The sequence below is a fragment of the Archangium gephyra genome (genome assembly GCF_049060025.1).
GTDB lineage: Bacteria > Myxococcota > Myxococcia > Myxococcales > Myxococcaceae > Archangium > Archangium gephyra_A.
On sequence record NZ_JBMEQQ010000002.1, the window covers coordinates 4,849,497 to 4,864,247 of the forward strand.

A 14,751-nucleotide genomic window follows, 5' to 3' on the forward strand; every position below is an offset into this window, starting at 1 on the left:
CTCGCGCTACGCGCGCTCGAGGCTCGCGAGGTCGATGACGAAGCGGTAGCGCACGTCGCCCTTCATCATGCGCTCGTAGGCCTCGTTGATCTTCTGGATGGGGATGATCTCGATGTCCGACACGATTTTGTGCTTCGCGCAGTAGTCGAGCATCTCCTGCGTCTCGGCGATGCCGCCGATCATCGACCCGGCCAGGCGCTTGTTCCCGCCGATGAGCGAGAACGCGTGCACGGGCACCGCCTCCGGCGGCACGCCGACGACCACCATGGTGCCCTGGGGGCGCAGCATGCCCAGGTACTGGTTGTAGTCATGCGGGGCGGAGATGGTGTCGAGGATGAGGTCGAAGCGGCCCGACAGCTTCTTGAAGGTGTCCGCGTCCTTGGTGACCTCGAAGCCCTGGGCACCCAGGCGGCGCGCGTCGGCCTCCTTGGAGCGGGACGTGCTGAGCACCGTCACCTCCGCACCCATGGACGCGGCGAGCTTCACGGCCATGTGGCCCAGCCCGCCCAGGCCCACCACGCCCACGCGGTCGCCCTTCTTGCAGTTCCACTGGCGCAGCGGCGAGTACGTGGTGATGCCGGCGCACAGCAGCGGCGCGGCGGCGGCGGGGTCGAGCCCTTCGGGCACCTTCAGCGCGAAGTGCTCGGTGACGACGACGCGCGACGCGTAGCCGCCGTAGGTCGGCGTCTTCCGGTCCATGTACGTGCTGTTGTAGGTGCCGGCCATCCCCTTCTCGCAGAACTGCTCCAGGTCGCGGCGGCACGTCTGACAGTCGCGGCACGAGTCCACCATGCAGCCGACGCCCGCCATGTCGCCCACCTTCAGCTTCGTGACGTGCTGGCCCACCTGCTTGACGCGGCCAATGATCTCGTGGCCCGGCACCATGGGGAAGATGGCGCCGCCCCACTCGTCACGGGCCTGGTGGATGTCGGAGTGGCAGACCCCGCAGTAGAGGATGTCGATGAGCACGTCATGGGGGCCGACCTCGCGCTGCTCGAACGAGAAGGGCGCCAGCGGCTTTCCAGCGGCGGGGGCGGCATAGGCGGGAGTCTTCGGCATGGGATTTTCCTTGGGAGTTTTCGTGGCCTGGGGGCCACGCGCCCTCCAGGTATGTACTCCGGGAACAGCGGGCGAAACTGGCAGGATCCACATGGGCCATTTAGAAATACTTCAAGATGGCCTTTACCCCGCTCAATGCCCTGAATGCGTTCCTCGCCGTGGCCCGGAAGCGCGGCTTCACGGCCGCCGCCGCCGAGGCTCGGCATCTCTCCGTCGGCGCTGAGCCAATCCGTCCGCCAGCTCGAGGAGCGGCTGGGCGTCCCCCTGCTCACGCGGACCTCCCGGAGTGTCGCGCTGACGGATGCGGGGCGGCGCCTGCTGGAGAACGCCGGGCCGGCGGTGGACCAGGCGCTGGAGGCGCTGAGGACGGCCGTGGTGCAGCCGGGGGAGGTGACGGGCCGGGTGCGGCTATCGGTGCCCACCATCGCGGTGTCCACCCTCCTCGCGCCGCTGCTGCCGCGGTTCCTCGCGCGCTACCCGAAGGTGGAGGTGGACGTCCGGGTGGAGGATCGCTTCGTGGACATCGTGGCCAAGGGGCTGGACGCGGGGCTCCGGCTGACGGAGTCCATCGAGCGGGACATGGTGCAGGTCCGGCTGTCGGATGCGTGCCGGTTCGTGGTGGTGGCCGCGCCCTCGTACCTGGAGCGGAGGGGCACGCCGGAGACGCCGGACGGCCTGCTGTCCCATGACTGCATCTGCATCCGCTCCACCACGACGTCAGGCATCTACCAGTGGGAGCTGGAGCGCGGGCCGCGGAGCTGGCGCGTGCCGGTGCGGGGGCCCGTCATCACCTCGGACAGCCACCTGATGCTGCGGATGGCAGAGGCCGGGGTGGGGCTCGCCTACGCGTTCGAGCCCATGGTGATGGAGGAACTGAGGCGAGACACCCTGCGCGTGGTGCTGGAGCCCTACGCGGCGTGGGTGCCGGGCCTGTTCCTCTACTTCCCCAGCCGCGCGCAGGTATCGCCCGCGCTGCGGGCCTTCGTGGACGTGGCCCGCGAGGCGGCGCCCCGGAAGGCGCACGGGCCCCCGCGAGCCCGCGCCCACCGCGAAAAGCATGACCATGAATGGTAGACTCCCTGGCGATGCGTCCATTCGTGCTCGGAGCCTTGCTGTGCCTCACCGCCGCGCCCGTCCGCGGTGAATCGGACCCGGGCGCCTCTCGGATGCTCCGCCAGCTCGACTCCCGCGAGGCGCTGCAGGACTCGCTGGAGTCCTTCTTCGACAGCCGGGTGTGCACGCCTCTCAAGCAGGGCCGCTTCACCCTGCCGGGTGACGTCGCGGCCCCGGAGGTCCGGCTGCCCACCGATCCTTTCGTCTGGATCTCCGGGTGCAGCGTGCGGGCGCTCGCCTTCGAGCCGCGGCCCGAGGGCACCACCGCGCGTCTGCTGCTCGAACTGGATGGCGTGGACCGCGAGGGCGCGCGCCGCTCGGTTCGAGGCGAGGCTTCCGCCACCCTGAGCCAGCCACGCCGGGCGGCCTGGCGCCTGGAGCAGGTGGAGCTGGCGTGGCGTCAGGAAGCCGTCCGGCCCGAGCCTCGTTTCCTCGAGGAGGCGGAGCGCGCCGGGCTCGTGCTCCCTCCCGAGGCGGACGGTGAGGCCGCGGGCATTCAGGCCTCCATGAGCAACGGGGCTCTCGCCGTGCGTGACTTCGATGGGGACGGGCTCGTGGACGTGCTCGTCGCCGACCCGCGCGCCCTGTACCTGTTCCGTGCCACGGCCCCGCTCCGTTACGTGCGCACGCGCCTGGCCGTGTCACCCCCGAAGGGCGCGTGGTTCTCCTCCCTTGCGGCGGGTGACTTCGACGCGGATGGAGACCCGGACGTCATCGTCACCACGCAGACGGCCTGGAACGCCGAGTCCCGCCCCGCCGCGCTCCGCAATGACGGGAAGGGGCGCTTCACCGTCGTCGCCTCCCGGCTCCCGCCCGCCAATTCGCACGCCTCGCTCGCCACCGACTTCGACGCCGACGGCAAGCTGGACCTCGTGTTCCTCCACTACCCGATGAAGTACGGGCCGGACGACTTCCTCGCTGCGAAGGATGGCCGCCCCGCCCGCTTCTTCCGGGGCAAGGGGGACCTGACCTTCCAGGAGGTGGCTCCCCCCCGGGACGAGCGGCATCGGCGCTGGGGGCTCGCCGCCGTCGCCGCCGACCTGCTCGGAGAGGGACGGCCGCAGGTGTACGTGGCCAATGACTTCGGCGACAACGACCTCTGGCGCTTCGACGCCCAGGGCACTCCTCGCGATGTGACGGACGCCCACCACTTGAGGGATCCGGGCAATGGCATGAGCGCGGACGTGGGGGACGTGAACGGCGATGGGCGGTTGGATCTCTATGTCGCCAACATGTTCTCCAAGGCGGGCACGCGCGTGCTGGCCGCCGCCCGGGTCCGTCCCGAGCTGAAGGCCCGCCTGGACAAGTTCGCGGCGGGCAACACGCTCTATCTCTCCCGCGAGGACGGCGGCTTCGACGAGGTGGCTCGCGCGCGGGGCGTCAACCGGGGCTTGTGGGCCTTCGGCTCCATCTTCCTCGACGCGGACGATGATGGCCGGTTGGACCTCGCCGTCGCCAACGGCTACTACAGCGCCCCCAATCGAAAAGATCTTTGAAGTGTGTACTGGCGCCAGGTCCTGGCGCTCTCACTTCAGGGCAAGTCAACGGGCCGGACTCCTTCCCAGGCCTCCTCCTCCCCCTATGCCATGGTGGGGGCCACGGGTCCCTCTCCGCTGCGCCGCGTGGGCCGGACGGGCTTCGAGCAGTCCTTCTCGGGCTGGGAGCCCAAGAAGCTGTGGATGCAGCGGCCGGACGGAAGCTTCGAGGAGAGTGCGTACGCGGATGGCTTCTCCTCACGTGCCGATGGCCGCGCCCTGGTGGCCCAGGACCTGGACGGGGATGGGGACCAGGAGCTGCTCATGCTCAACCGCGCCCGGCCGCGCCTGCAGCTCTTCGTGAATGAAGGAGCCGTGGGCCACGCGCTGGAGGTGCGGCTGCGCGCCACGGGAGGCGACCCCGAGGCGAGCACCGCGACGGTCCGGGTCCGCACGGCGGCGGGCACCCGGGCCTTCCCCGTGTTGCTGGCCCGGGGCTACGTGAGCGCGGTGGACCCCACCGTGCACGTGGGGCTCGGTCCGGAGGAGCAGGCGGAGGTCGAGGTGACGTGGCGCGCCGGGGTGACCGAGTCCTTCGGCGTGCTCGCGGCGGGCCGGCGGTGGTCCCTGACGGAGGGCGGCGCGAAGGACTCCACCCCCTTCACCCCTCGCGCGCCACGCCCGCGCCTGGCGAAGCTCCCCCTGGAAGCTCGAGCAGGTGGGTGGCACGAAGGACGGGCGGCCCGCGGCGGTGCAGCTCTTCGCCTCCTGGTGCAAGCCCTGCCGCGAGGAGGTGCCCCTCTTGTCCAGGCTGGCCCGGGAGGGCCGGTGGCAGGTGCGCGGGCTGGCGGCCCATGCCCCCGAGCAGGTGCGGGCCGAGGCCGCGAAGCTGTCCATCACCTACCCGGTGGAGGCCCTGTCCGAGGCGGTGGCCGAGCCGCTCTCTCCCGGCGGGCAGCTCGCGCTCCCCACGGTGCTGCTCTACGACGCGACGGGACGGCTGGCGCGCATCGTGCGCGGAGGGGAGTCCCTGGAAGCGGCGCTCGCCGAGGTCGGCTCCCCGTGATGAGCGGGAGTCCGCCTCAGAGGCACTGCCGGTAGTAGGCCTGCTCGCAGAGCAGCTGGGCCTCCTGCTGGTCACACTGGTCCGAGATCTGGCAGTAGCCCGTATCCGCGGCATCGAACGGGCACCAATCGAGCGTCACCTTGCAGGCATCCGCGGGCGGCCCTCCCGGCGGTCCCATCGCCGTGACCTCCTGATGCTGGGGCTGCTCCAACGTGGGCTCGGGGGACTCCATCCCGCCACAGCCCACCAGGGTGGCCGCGAGGATGAGGCTCGAGAGGATCTTCTTCATGGGGTCCGCTCCTGAATCGGTTAGGGGAACGCGCGCGTACGTCCTCCATCCTGGAAACGAGACTCCCGGAGAAATGTCGCACGCGGCCCGGAGATGGTCGCGGGCGCCTTCCACTCGCAGCGAGAGGCCCGGGTGTCCGGCCCGACACTTGCTCAGGCAGCGCGGCGGGGGCGATTGACGCGCGCGGCAGCCCATCCCAGGCTTCCGGGCATGGCACAGCGCGCACAGGAGCGTGGAGACGCCTTTCCCCGGGCGCCCACGCAGCAAGAGTGGGATGGGATGAGTGTGGAGGAGCGGGCGCAGGTGGTGGAGTCACTTCCCGGCGAGGTGACGTGGGACGAGATGGCGATGCCGGAGGGGGATCTGCACTCCCAGGCGAAGCTGGAGACGCTGGACGTGCTCCGGGGATTCTTCTCGCGGCAGGGGCGGCAGGTGTACCTGGGCACGGAGCTGCCGGTGTACTACCCGGACGAGAGGCGCTTCGCGCCGGATCTGCTGGCGGTGCGGGACGTGGAGACGCACCCGCGCCAGAAGTGGGTGGTGAGCCACGAGGGCAAGGGACTGGAGTGGGTGATGGAGGTCCACGTGGGCGGCGACCGCAAGAAGGACGCCGAGTACAACGTGGAGCGCTACGCCCGGCTGAGGATTCCCGAGTACTTCATCTATGACCGGGCGAGGGAGCGGCTGGAGGCGTATCGGCTGCCCACGCCCGAGGCGAGCCGGTACGAGCGCATTGCTCCAGAGAGGGGCCGCTACCGCTCGGAGGTGCTGGGATTGGAGTTCGAGCTGACGGGGGGGACGCTGCGGCTGTGGGCGGGCAACGCGCTGCTGCTGAAGTCCCATGAGCTGATTGAGGAGGCGGAGCGGCGCGCGGAGAAAGCGGAGCGGCGTGCGGAGGAGGAGGCGCGCAACCGCGAGGAGGCAGAGCGGCGCCTGGCGAAGCTCCAGGCCGAGTTGGAGCAACTGAGAGGGCCTGGGACTCGCCCTCCCTCCTGATTCCACGGGCCCTCCTGGGTGGATGGCGGCCCCTCCCCTCGCGCTGAGCCATCCCCGGTGCCCTTGCGCTACGCTGGGCCCGTGAACGCCCCTCTCGCCGCCCCGCGCTCCCAGGTGTCCGGCCCGCGCATCCTCCTGGTGGATGACGACCCGGGCGTCCTCAAGGGCCTGCGCGGCCTGCTCTCCGACGAGGGCTTCTCCCCCGTGGAGGCCCGCTCCGCCGCCGAGGCCCTGCGCCTGCTCGACGCACCCGGCCAGCCCCCGGCGCTCATGTTGTTGGACCTGCGCATGCCCGGAGAGACGGGCCTGGAGCTGCTCGCACGGCTGCCCCGTCCCCTCCCCGTCCCGGTGGTGGTGCTCTCCGGCGAGGCCTCCCCCGCCGAGGCCGTGCAGGCGCTGAAGCTGGGCGCCACCGACTTCGTGGAGAAGCCGCCCTCGCCCGAGCGGCTGCTCACGGCGCTGCGCAACGCGCTGGCCCTGGGCGAGTTGCGCGAGGAGCAACAGCGGCTGCGCGAGGAGCTGGCGCGTCCCGGGCACCTCGTGGGGGACAGCCCGGCCATGGAGGCCCTGCGCACGCTCATCGCCCGCGTGGGCCCGAGCGACGCGGCCATCCTCATCACCGGAGAGACGGGCACGGGCAAGGAGCGCGTGGCCCGGGCGCTCCACCTCGCCTCCGGCCGCAAGGGGCGGCTGGTCGCGGTCAACTGCGCCGCCATCCCCTCCACGCTGCTGGAGAGCGAGCTGTTCGGCCACGAGCGCGGCGCCTTCTCGGGTGCCACCGCGCGGCGGCTCGGCCGCATCGAGCAGGCCCACGGCGGCACGCTGTTCCTCGACGAGCTGGGGGACATGCCGCTGGAGCTGCAGGCCAAGCTGCTGCGCGTGCTGGAGACGAAGGAGGTGGAGCGGCTGGGCGGTGGCCTGCCGGTGCCGGTGAACGTGCGCATCCTCGCGGCCACGCACCGGGACCTGGCGCTCGCGGTGCGCGAGGAGCGTTTCCGGCAGGATCTCTACTTCCGGCTCAACGTGATGCCCCTCGCCCTGCCACCCCTGCGCGAGCGGCCCGAGGACATCCTCCCGCTGGCGCGCGCCTTCGCGGCGGAGCTGGCCGGGCCGAACGTGCCGCTGGTGCTGGCGCCCGGCGCCGAGGAGGCCCTGCGCGCCTGGCCCTGGCCCGGCAACGTGCGCGAGCTGCGCAACCATGTGGAGCGCCAGAACCTCCTGCGCGGCGAGGGCCCACTCACCCTGACGCCGGAGTCCCTCACCGGAGCGGCGGCGCTGACGGCGGCGGCCCCCGCGCGCCTCGTGCTCGGCCAGAAGAGCTACCGCGAGCACGTGGACGACTTCGAGCGCACCCTCATCAAGGCCGCGCTGGAGGAAGGCGGCAGCATCGCCGGAGCCGCGCGCCTGCTCCAGGTGGACCGGGGCAACCTCCACCGCCGCCTCAAGGCACTCGGCATCCCCGCCGTGTGACGTGGGCCCCCGGGTTGTCATCCGGCCGCCGGGCTTCCAGGATGGCCCCTCCACGCAGCACGCCACTCAGCATCACGGGGGACAGCATGGATGCCAAGAAGGCCCGGGAGTTCTACCTGGAGTACCTGAACACCATCTACACCGAGCGCAAGGTGGACCAGCTCGGCAGGTTCTTCGCGGACGATGTCATCGCGCACCCCGCCGTGCCCGGCACACCGCCCGGTCTGGCCGGGGTGCAGGCCATCGTCCAGGGCTGGGTGGATGCCTTCTCGGACCTCCGCTTCACACTCGACGGGTTCCTCTACGAGAAGGACCTGATGGCGCCCCGCATCACCATGAGCGGCACGCAGATTGGAACCTTCCTGGGCATCGCGCCGGCCGGGAAGCGCTTCCAGATCGTCGACCAGCCCCACTACCAGCTCCGTGACGGCAAGATCGTGGTGATCTGGGACAACCCGGACATGCTCACCATGCTGCAGCAGCTCGGGGCGATTCCCGCCCTGACCCTGGCGGCGTGAGCCGCACGCGGGCCGGTTCCTCGGCGGGTCCGCGCTCCCGGGCCCGCCGATGTCATCAGCACATCACCCCACGACATCACGATGTGGGGATGACATCCTCGCCGCGGCGCGAGCCCCGTGGTTTCGCGCACTTGCCGCGCGCCTCGGCCTGGAACGACTCGTGCTCCTCCCGTCCCGCATGAACCGCATCCCACTCTTTCTCTGTTTGTTCTCTCTCGCGGCGAGCGCCCAGGGCCCCGCCGCCTCGAGCCCCGTCCAGGAGGAGCCGCCCTCGCGGCCGGCGGAGGATCCCTGCCTGGCCGGGGAGCAGGACGAGGCGGACTCCGAGGTGCTCGGCGCGTTGCGGCTGAGCATCAACGGGGAGAACCGCGCGCTGGCGGAGGTGAAGCTCGAGGGCCTCCAGCGCCTCCCCGAGCCCCTGGTGCGCGGACTGGCCCGCGTTCCGGCGAAGGGCTCGCTCACCCCCGAGCACGCGGCGCTCATCCTCCAGCGGCTCGTGCGCACGGGACTGTTCACGAAGGTGACGCCCACGGTGCGGCTCGCGGAGGGCTCGACGCCGGTGCTGGTGGTGACGCTGGAGGAGCAGCCCTACGTGGCGAGCGTGGAGCTCACCGGCCTGCAAGCCGACGCGCAGCGGGACGTGCAGGAAGAGCTGTTCCAGGTGCCCTACCCCTCCTCCGAGGACGGGGACGACGGGGACGACGGCGACACGGACGACGACGAGGGCACGGAGGCCCACGTGCGCATCGGGACGGAGGGAGTGCGGGTGCACATCTCCTCGCGGAAGTGCCCGGCGCCGAACCCGCCGAGAGAGCTGCTGGCCTTCTTCGACGAGGGCAGGTTCCACCCGGGCTTCGTGTGGAAGGGCCTGCCGGGCGCGCTGGAGCGGGCGCTGGAGGAGATCGAAGACGAGGGCTACCTGCTCGCGAGCCTCGACGCCACGCTGACGCCGGAGGAGCAGCTACGGCTGCGGGTGGACGAGGGCAAGGTGGAGGCGGTGGAGGTGCGAGGCGTGGAGGAGGACGTGGCGGCGCGGGTGCGCGAGGTGATGGGCATCAAGCCGGGCGACGTGCTGCTGCGCAGCGACCTGCGGCGCGCGGAGGGCCGGTTGAAACAGGAGATGCCCTTCCTCACGCTGTGGGAAGTGGAGACGCTCCCCCGGCCGGCCACGCGCTTCGAGGAGGTGCGTGAGGAGGGCGGCGGGCGGAGCTACCGGCCGGTGGAGGAGGAGACGCGGCGCAAGAAGAAGCGGAAGCACTGGGAGGACGAGGTGGAGCTCTCCTGGGACGCGCTGGGAGAGCAGTGGAAGCGCGGGTCCGGGGAGGAGGAGGCCATCACCACCGTGGGCCGCCGCGTGGTGGTGCACGCCCGCCCGAGGGGCTCCAGCTTCGACGTGGAGCTGCTCCCCATGCACACGCAGGTGACGGGCTTCGCGCCGGGACTGTCGGGCTCGCTCAAGCTGTGGGACGTGCGCAACCGGGCGCACGTGACGCTGGACGCGGCGCTGACCATTCCCCTGAGGTGGGGCGGCCAGCGGATTCCGGGAGACCCGGAGCACACGGCGTTCCAGCGGCGGCTCAACTGGCTGGTGGGGGCGAAGGTGCAGGTGCCGCGGGTGCGGCTCGCCGAGGTGGGCGTCCAGCTCTACGACTTCACGGACACCAACGACCGGTGGCGGATGGGAGCGATCGACTCGTACATCTACTCCGCGCTGCTCAACCGCCCGGACGCGGAGTACTTCCGGCGCAAGGGGCTCACGGGCTTCGCCACCTGGCGCTTCGCCCAGCAGTGGCTGGTGGGAGCGGAGTACCGCCGGGACACGTACGACTCGCTGGTGAGCTTCTCGCCGCCCTTCTCGCTCTTCCGGCGCGACTCGGCGCCCTTCCCCAACCCGCTGGTGGACGAGGGGCGGATGACGTCGGTGGTGGGGCGCCTCGAGTATGCGAGCGACGCGGCCCGGACCGAGCGGGTGGGCTCGCTCTTCCGCAACCCCGAGCTGTCGCTGCTGCGCAATGACTGGGAGTGGCCGGAGCGGATGGCGGTGCGCAGCCTGCTGACGGTGGAGGTGGGAAGCCCGGAGCTGGGCGGCGGCGCGGAGTACCGCTTCTGGAAGGTGGTGAGCGACAACGTGCTGTACGTGAGCACGGGCCACGAGGACGGGCTGAGGCTGCGCGTGCGCGCGGCGGGGGGAGCGGACCTGCCGCTGCAGAAGCAGGAGGCGCTGGGCGGGTGGAGTGGGCTGCGTGGCTACGCCTTCAAGGAGTTCCGCGGGGACGCCTCGCTGCTGGCGAGCGCGGAGTACCGGTGGGGCTTCTTCGGGGCCTTCGTGGACGTGGGCTCGGTGCACCGGCCGGAGCTGGGCTGGATGGACCCGAAGCTGGGACTGGGCGCGCAGTTCTACTTCGGAGACTCGGTGCACCTGTCGGTGGCGTGGCGCACGGACGAGCGGGCGTCGTTCACCCCCGAGGCGCGGCTGCTCTTCGTCCGGCCCTTCTGAGACACATGAGGGGACCCGGCACGAGCACGAGGAGGAGGCTCGGTGCGGCGCTGGTGGCCGCGCTGGGCCTGCTCGCGCCCATGGCCCGCGGGGAGGAGCCGCCGAAGGTGACGTGCTCGGCGGCGCGGACGGGACGGCGCGTGGTGGTGCGGCCCGAGACGCTCGCGCTGGTGGCGCCCGAGCTGGAGCGGCTGATGCGGCTGGGGCTGGCGGGGCGGCTGGAGGTGGAGCTGACGCTGCTGCGGCGCCGGCCGCTGTGGTTCTCCGAGCGGATGGACGCGGCGAGGCTGACGCAGGTGCTGGCGTACTCGGCGAAGGAGGGCGGCTGGGTGCTGGACGGCAGGCCGCTGGCGGCGGGCGTGGGGACGCTGGAGCTGGAGCGGGTGGCGTGGACGCTGGAGGAGGAGCCGGAGGCGGAGGCGGCCTTGGTGGTGGAGGTGGGGGTACGGCTGCAGGTGGTGACGGCGGCGAGTCTGGGGAAGGTGGCGCAGTGGCTCACCCGGGGGGAGAAGACGGAGGCGGAGCGCTCGGCGCTGACGCGGGGCCTGCTGCGCACGGTGGCCGAGGACCTCACGCGCCGCGCTGCGGGCCGTTGCTCCGTCCAAAGCCCGTAGTGCTCGAGGGCCCAGCGGGGCCAGGAAGCGCCCCGCCCCGGTCTCCAGGCGTTCATCGGCGCTTTCCTCCTGGGTGGCAGCCCCCCGCGGCCAATGCGTCTCAGCTCAATGCCTTCTCCGACGTGACGAGACCGTCCGCATCCGCGTAGAGGTGATGACCGGGCCGGAAGGTGACGCCCGCGAAGCGCACCTCCACGTCGCGCTGGCCCTCGTTGCGCTTGCCGCTCTTGAGCGGATGCGTGCCCAGCGCCTTGACCCCGATGGCGGTGCGGCCCACCTCCTCGGCGTCGCGGATGCAACCGTTCACCACCACGCCCGCCCAGCCGTTCTTCCGCGCGAGCGCCGCCAACTGATCCCCCACCAGCGCGCAGCGGCGGCTGCCACCCCCATCCACCACCAGCACCCTGCCCTGTCCGGGCTCCTCCAGCGCCTTGCGCACGAGGGAGTTGTCCTCGGGCGCGCGCACCGTGCTGATGGGGCCGGAGAAGGAGCGGCGGCCGCCATAGTCGAGGAAGCCGGGCTCGGCGATCTGGAAATGGGGAGAGCCCGCGTGCGCGTCGCAGAGGTCCGCTGTCTTGAGGTCCGTGGAGTCGCTCATGGTGCCGAACCTGCTCAGGCCCCCTGGGACAGGGCAACCTCCCGTGCGCCCCCCGCGCACGTGCTGATACAAATGAAACGGAAGGGCGCTCCGTCCATGTCGAGCGTTGGAGGCAACCATGTGCCGGAACATCAAGACGCTGTTCAACTTCGAGCCGCCCGCCACGGAAGACGAGGTCCGGGCGGCCGCCTTGCAGTTCGTCCGCAAGCTGAGCGGCTTCAACAAACCGTCGCAGGCCAACGAAGCGGCCTTCGCGCGAGCCGTGGATGATGTCGCGGCCGCCGCCCGCGTGCTGATCGACTCGCTGTCCACGACGGCCCAGCCGCGAGACCGCGAGATCGAAGCCGACAAAGCACGCGAGCGCTCACGCCTTCGCTTCAAGCCACGGCCGGCGCCTTCCGCGAAGTGAGCAGCGGAAAGCGCCCCGGGAAGTTCCTTCTCGCCTCCGGGAGCGTGCCTCGGAAAGACTGGGGGCATGTCCCGGCTCATCCTCCACCACTACCCGCGCTCCCCCTTCTCCGAGAAGGTCCGCACCCTTCTCGGCTTCAAGGGCCTGCAATGGACCTCCGTCTTCATTCCCGCGATCATGCCCAAACCGGACGTGATCGCCCTGACGGGCGGCTATCGCAAGACCCCGCTGCTGCAGATCGGCGCGGACATCTACTGTGATACGGCGCTGATCGCCGACGTGCTGGAGCGGCTCGCGCCCACGCCGACGCTCTACCCCATCGAGTCCGCGGGGCTGGCTCGCATCCAGGCACAGTGGGCGGACTCCACACTGTTCTGGACCGCGATCGCCTACTGCTTCCAGCCCGCCGGCCTGCAGAGCATCTTCGCCAACCTGCCGCCCGAGCAGCTCAAGGCCTTCATCGCCGACCGCGCCGCCTTCCGGGCCAACGCGCCGCGCATGGGTGTTCCCGAAGCCACCGGGGCGCTGCGGCTGTACCTCGAGCAGCTCGAGGACCAGCTCGGGGATGGCAGGCAGTGGCTGCTCGGCCGGTCCACGAGCATCGCCGACTTCTCCGTCTACCATGCGCTCTGGTACGTCCAGCGGGCCGGCCCCATCGCGTCCATCCTCGATTCCCACACGCGCCTGGTGGCATGGATGGAGCGCATGCAGGCGCTGGGTCACGGCACCTACGACAAGCTGGAGAGCGGTGAAGCGGTCCAGCTCGCCGCCGCCAGCAAGCCCCTGCCCACCGAAGGAGAGGCCTTCGTCGACCTGCACGGCCTCTCGCGGGGCGCGCGCGTGACGGTCTCGGCCACGGACTACGGCACGGATCCGGTGGAAGGAGAGCTCGTGCTGTCGCGCCCGAATGAGCTCGCCGTCCGGCGAGTGGATGCACGTGCGGGCGAGGTCGTCGTGCACTTCCCCCGCCTCGGTTTCCAGGTCCAGAAGGTGGAGTGAAGCCGAAGGGGGGCTCACGAGCCGCCACACGATGGCCGGATGCCGACGAGCGATCGCCGCTTCCGGCCCTTGTCGCGAGCAGGCGGGCAGGGCCTCGTGTCCGGGCGATGTTGACAGCGACCACATGCGATGTTTACATGAGAAACATGAACGCGGATGAACCGCGGGAGGAGCCATGGACGGCGAGCTGATCCTGAAGGTGCTGAACGTCCCGGTGCTGCTGGGCTGGGCGGCGATGGTGCTGGCGCCCCGGGCCCGGTTCACCCGGTGGGTGCTGGAGAGCGACGTCATCCCGCTGGTGATCGGCGCCGTCTACCTGGCCCTGGTCGCGCCGCACCTGCCGGGGCTGCTCGGCCAGTTCGACACGCTGGAGCACATCGGGGCGGCCCTCCAGCGCCCCGGCATGCTGCTCGCGGGGTGGATCCACTACCTCGCGTTCGACTTCCTGGTGGGCAGGGTCGTGCTGGCGGACGCGCAGCGCCGGGGCATCCCTCACCTGCTCGTCGTGCCCTGCCTCCTGCTGACCTTCATGCTCGGCCCCACCGGCTACCTCGCCTACGCGGCCGTCCGTCTCCTCACCCGGCGCTTCCTGCCGGCCATCGCCTCGCTGCCCCAGCCGGCCGCTCCCCTGGCCACCGAAGGAGTCCGCTGATGTCCGCCTCCACCGCTCCCCTCTCCGTGCGCGCGCTCTGGAACCGCGCCTGGTCCCTCTCTCCGACGCTCGCCGCCGCCACCGTCGTCATGGCCCTGGGCGCCGTGTTCACCACGCTCGGGCTGCTCCTGGATTCGCGGCAACTGGTGGGCGAGCCCGTCTGGCTCAAGCCCACGAAGTTCTACCTGTCGCTGACCGCGTACAACGCCACCGTGTTGTACTTCTTCTCCTTCCTCTCCGAACGGCGGCGGCTCGTCCGGCTCTCGGGCCACATCCTCGCCGCAGCCGGTGCCATCGAGATGGTCGCCATCACGCTCCAGGCGGCGCGCGGAGTCCGCAGCCACTTCAACATCGCCACCCCCTTCGACGCGGCCATCTTCAGCATGATGGGCATCGCCATCACGGTGCTGTGGGTGACGATGATCGTGCTCGCGCTCGCCCTGCTGCGCGCTCGGCTGGCGGATCGCCCGCTCGCGGCCGCGCTGCGTACCGGCTTCATCGCGGCGGTGATTGGCATGGGGCTCGGGTACTTCATGACGAGCCCGAACCCGGCGCAGCTCGAGGCCATGCGGGCCGGACAGCGGGTGGTCGAGGCGGGCTCGCATACGTTCGGCGTGCCGGACGGAGGCCCGGGGCTGCCGCTGGTCGGCTGGAGCACCGTGGCCGGCGACATGCGGCCCGCGCACTTCCTCGGACTGCACGCCATGCAGGTACTGCCCCTCCTCGCGGCGCTGCTGGCGCGCCGGCGGAACCGCTTCGAGGCGCAGCGCCTGGCCGCCGTCCGCGCCACGGGAGTGGCCTACGTGGGGGTGACGCTGGTGCTCGCGATGCAGGCGCTCCGGGGCCTGCCCATCGTCCGCTGGGACGCGGTGGGACTCTGGGCCCTGGCGCTGGTGCTCACGGCCTCGCTCGCCACCGCCGCCGCCACGCTGCGCCACCCGCCCGTCACCACCGCGGTGGCCTGAAGCGACCCTCACCCCAGCCCTCTCCCAGAGG

14 protein-coding genes and 2 pseudogenes are annotated in these 14,751 nt (G+C 71.3%); 13 read left to right on the forward strand and 3 right to left on the reverse strand.

Going from position 1 to position 14,751, the window contains the following annotated elements; genetic code table 11:
• Positions 1-6: 6 nt before the first annotated feature.
• Positions 7-1,059 (reverse strand): NAD(P)-dependent alcohol dehydrogenase, encoded by a 1,053-nt coding sequence (locus ACN28I_RS21085; protein WP_420943760.1) that lies wholly within the window; start codon positions 1,057-1,059, stop codon positions 7-9.
• 116 nt (positions 1,060-1,175) lie between these two features.
• Between ACN28I_RS21085 and ACN28I_RS21090 the strand changes: the two are divergent.
• The 4 genes and pseudogenes from ACN28I_RS21090 to ACN28I_RS21105 all read left to right on the forward strand — a co-directional run bounded on the left by ACN28I_RS21090 (position 1,176) and on the right by ACN28I_RS21105 (position 4,713).
• Positions 1,176-2,133 (forward strand): annotated as a pseudogene (locus tag ACN28I_RS21090) (LysR family transcriptional regulator).
• Positions 2,127-3,668 carry an FG-GAP repeat domain-containing protein gene (locus ACN28I_RS21095; RefSeq protein WP_420943761.1) on the forward strand — a complete coding sequence of 514 codons (1,542 nt, stop codon included), beginning with the start codon at positions 2,127-2,129 and terminating at the stop codon, positions 3,666-3,668. Before ACN28I_RS21090 ends, ACN28I_RS21095 begins: the two are co-directional and overlap by 7 nt.
• 303 nt (positions 3,669-3,971) lie before the next feature.
• A pseudogene (locus ACN28I_RS21100) lies at positions 3,972-4,259 on the forward strand (ASPIC/UnbV domain-containing protein); the annotation flags it as partial.
• A 106-nt stretch (positions 4,260-4,365) separates the two neighbouring features.
• Positions 4,366-4,713, forward strand: a complete 348-nt coding sequence (locus ACN28I_RS21105; protein WP_420948887.1) for a TlpA family protein disulfide reductase — start codon at positions 4,366-4,368, stop codon at positions 4,711-4,713.
• A gap of 16 nt (positions 4,714-4,729) precedes the next feature.
• Here the strand turns inward: ACN28I_RS21105 and ACN28I_RS21110 are convergent, their stop codons facing one another.
• Positions 4,730-5,002 (reverse strand): hypothetical protein, encoded by a 273-nt coding sequence (locus ACN28I_RS21110; RefSeq protein ID WP_420943762.1) that lies wholly within the window; start codon positions 5,000-5,002, stop codon positions 4,730-4,732.
• A 210-nt stretch (positions 5,003-5,212) separates the two neighbouring features.
• Here ACN28I_RS21110 and ACN28I_RS21115 point away from each other — a divergent pair, with 210 nt between their 5' ends.
• The 5 genes from ACN28I_RS21115 to ACN28I_RS21135 all read left to right on the forward strand — a co-directional run bounded on the left by ACN28I_RS21115 (position 5,213) and on the right by ACN28I_RS21135 (position 11,097).
• A complete protein-coding gene (locus tag ACN28I_RS21115) occupies positions 5,213-5,998 on the forward strand; it encodes a Uma2 family endonuclease (protein WP_420943763.1) in 786 nt (261 codons plus the stop codon).
• 81 nt (positions 5,999-6,079) lie between these two features.
• Positions 6,080-7,468, forward strand: coding sequence for a sigma-54-dependent transcriptional regulator (locus ACN28I_RS21120; protein WP_420943764.1), 1,389 nt, complete (start codon positions 6,080-6,082; stop codon positions 7,466-7,468).
• An 86-nt stretch (positions 7,469-7,554) separates the two neighbouring features.
• The gene (locus ACN28I_RS21125; protein WP_420943765.1) at positions 7,555-7,986 is read left to right on the forward strand and encodes an ester cyclase; all 432 of its coding nucleotides are present in this window, start codon (positions 7,555-7,557) and stop codon (positions 7,984-7,986) included.
• A gap of 178 nt (positions 7,987-8,164) precedes the next feature.
• Positions 8,165-10,483 (forward strand): hypothetical protein, encoded by a 2,319-nt coding sequence (locus ACN28I_RS21130; protein ID WP_420943766.1) that lies wholly within the window; start codon positions 8,165-8,167, stop codon positions 10,481-10,483.
• Between the two features lie 5 nt (positions 10,484-10,488).
• The gene (locus ACN28I_RS21135) at positions 10,489-11,097 is read left to right on the forward strand and encodes a hypothetical protein (protein ID WP_420943767.1); all 609 of its coding nucleotides are present in this window, start codon (positions 10,489-10,491) and stop codon (positions 11,095-11,097) included.
• 100 nt (positions 11,098-11,197) lie between these two features.
• Here ACN28I_RS21135 and rraA read toward each other — a convergent pair whose 3' ends face one another.
• On the reverse strand, positions 11,198-11,695 hold the full coding sequence (gene rraA, locus ACN28I_RS21140) for a ribonuclease E activity regulator RraA (RefSeq protein ID WP_420943768.1): 498 nt from the start codon (positions 11,693-11,695) through the stop codon (positions 11,198-11,200).
• A 118-nt stretch (positions 11,696-11,813) separates the two neighbouring features.
• On the opposite strand from rraA, the gene ACN28I_RS21145 reads away from it, so the two are divergent.
• From ACN28I_RS21145 to ACN28I_RS21160, 4 genes are all read left to right on the forward strand, one after another.
• A complete protein-coding gene (locus ACN28I_RS21145; RefSeq protein ID WP_420943769.1) occupies positions 11,814-12,104 on the forward strand; it encodes a DUF2277 domain-containing protein in 291 nt (96 codons plus the stop codon).
• Positions 12,105-12,170: 66 nt separating this feature from the next.
• On the forward strand, positions 12,171-13,103 hold the full coding sequence (locus ACN28I_RS21150) for a glutathione S-transferase family protein (protein ID WP_420943770.1): 933 nt from the start codon (positions 12,171-12,173) through the stop codon (positions 13,101-13,103).
• 175 nt (positions 13,104-13,278) lie between these two features.
• A complete protein-coding gene (locus ACN28I_RS21155) occupies positions 13,279-13,755 on the forward strand; it encodes an ABA4-like family protein (protein ID WP_420943771.1) in 477 nt (158 codons plus the stop codon).
• Complete coding sequence (locus tag ACN28I_RS21160; RefSeq protein WP_420943772.1) at positions 13,755-14,720, forward strand: hypothetical protein; 966 nt, start codon at positions 13,755-13,757, stop codon at positions 14,718-14,720. Before ACN28I_RS21155 ends, ACN28I_RS21160 begins: the two co-directional genes overlap by 1 nt.
• Positions 14,721-14,751 lie beyond the last annotated feature (31 nt).

Excerpts from the sequence above, each read along its gene's own strand:
- ACN28I_RS21085 (WP_420943760.1), bottom strand. The coding sequence starts at position 1,059 with ATGCCGAAGACTCCCGCCTATGCCGCCCCCGCCGCTGGAAAGCCGCTG.
- ACN28I_RS21095 (WP_420943761.1), top strand. The coding sequence starts at position 2,127 with ATGGTAGACTCCCTGGCGATGCGTCCATTCGTGCTCGGAGCCTTGCTG.
- ACN28I_RS21110 (WP_420943762.1), bottom strand. The coding sequence starts at position 5,002 with ATGAAGAAGATCCTCTCGAGCCTCATCCTCGCGGCCACCCTGGTGGGC.
- ACN28I_RS21115 (WP_420943763.1), top strand. The coding sequence starts at position 5,213 with ATGGCACAGCGCGCACAGGAGCGTGGAGACGCCTTTCCCCGGGCGCCC.
- ACN28I_RS21125 (WP_420943765.1), top strand. The coding sequence starts at position 7,555 with ATGGATGCCAAGAAGGCCCGGGAGTTCTACCTGGAGTACCTGAACACC.
- ACN28I_RS21130 (WP_420943766.1), top strand. The coding sequence starts at position 8,165 with ATGAACCGCATCCCACTCTTTCTCTGTTTGTTCTCTCTCGCGGCGAGC.
- ACN28I_RS21135 (WP_420943767.1), top strand. The coding sequence starts at position 10,489 with ATGAGGGGACCCGGCACGAGCACGAGGAGGAGGCTCGGTGCGGCGCTG.
- rraA (WP_420943768.1), bottom strand. The coding sequence starts at position 11,695 with ATGAGCGACTCCACGGACCTCAAGACAGCGGACCTCTGCGACGCGCAC.
- ACN28I_RS21145 (WP_420943769.1), top strand. The coding sequence starts at position 11,814 with ATGTGCCGGAACATCAAGACGCTGTTCAACTTCGAGCCGCCCGCCACG.
- ACN28I_RS21150 (WP_420943770.1), top strand. The coding sequence starts at position 12,171 with ATGTCCCGGCTCATCCTCCACCACTACCCGCGCTCCCCCTTCTCCGAG.
- ACN28I_RS21155 (WP_420943771.1), top strand. The coding sequence starts at position 13,279 with ATGGACGGCGAGCTGATCCTGAAGGTGCTGAACGTCCCGGTGCTGCTG.
- ACN28I_RS21160 (WP_420943772.1), top strand. The coding sequence starts at position 13,755 with ATGTCCGCCTCCACCGCTCCCCTCTCCGTGCGCGCGCTCTGGAACCGC.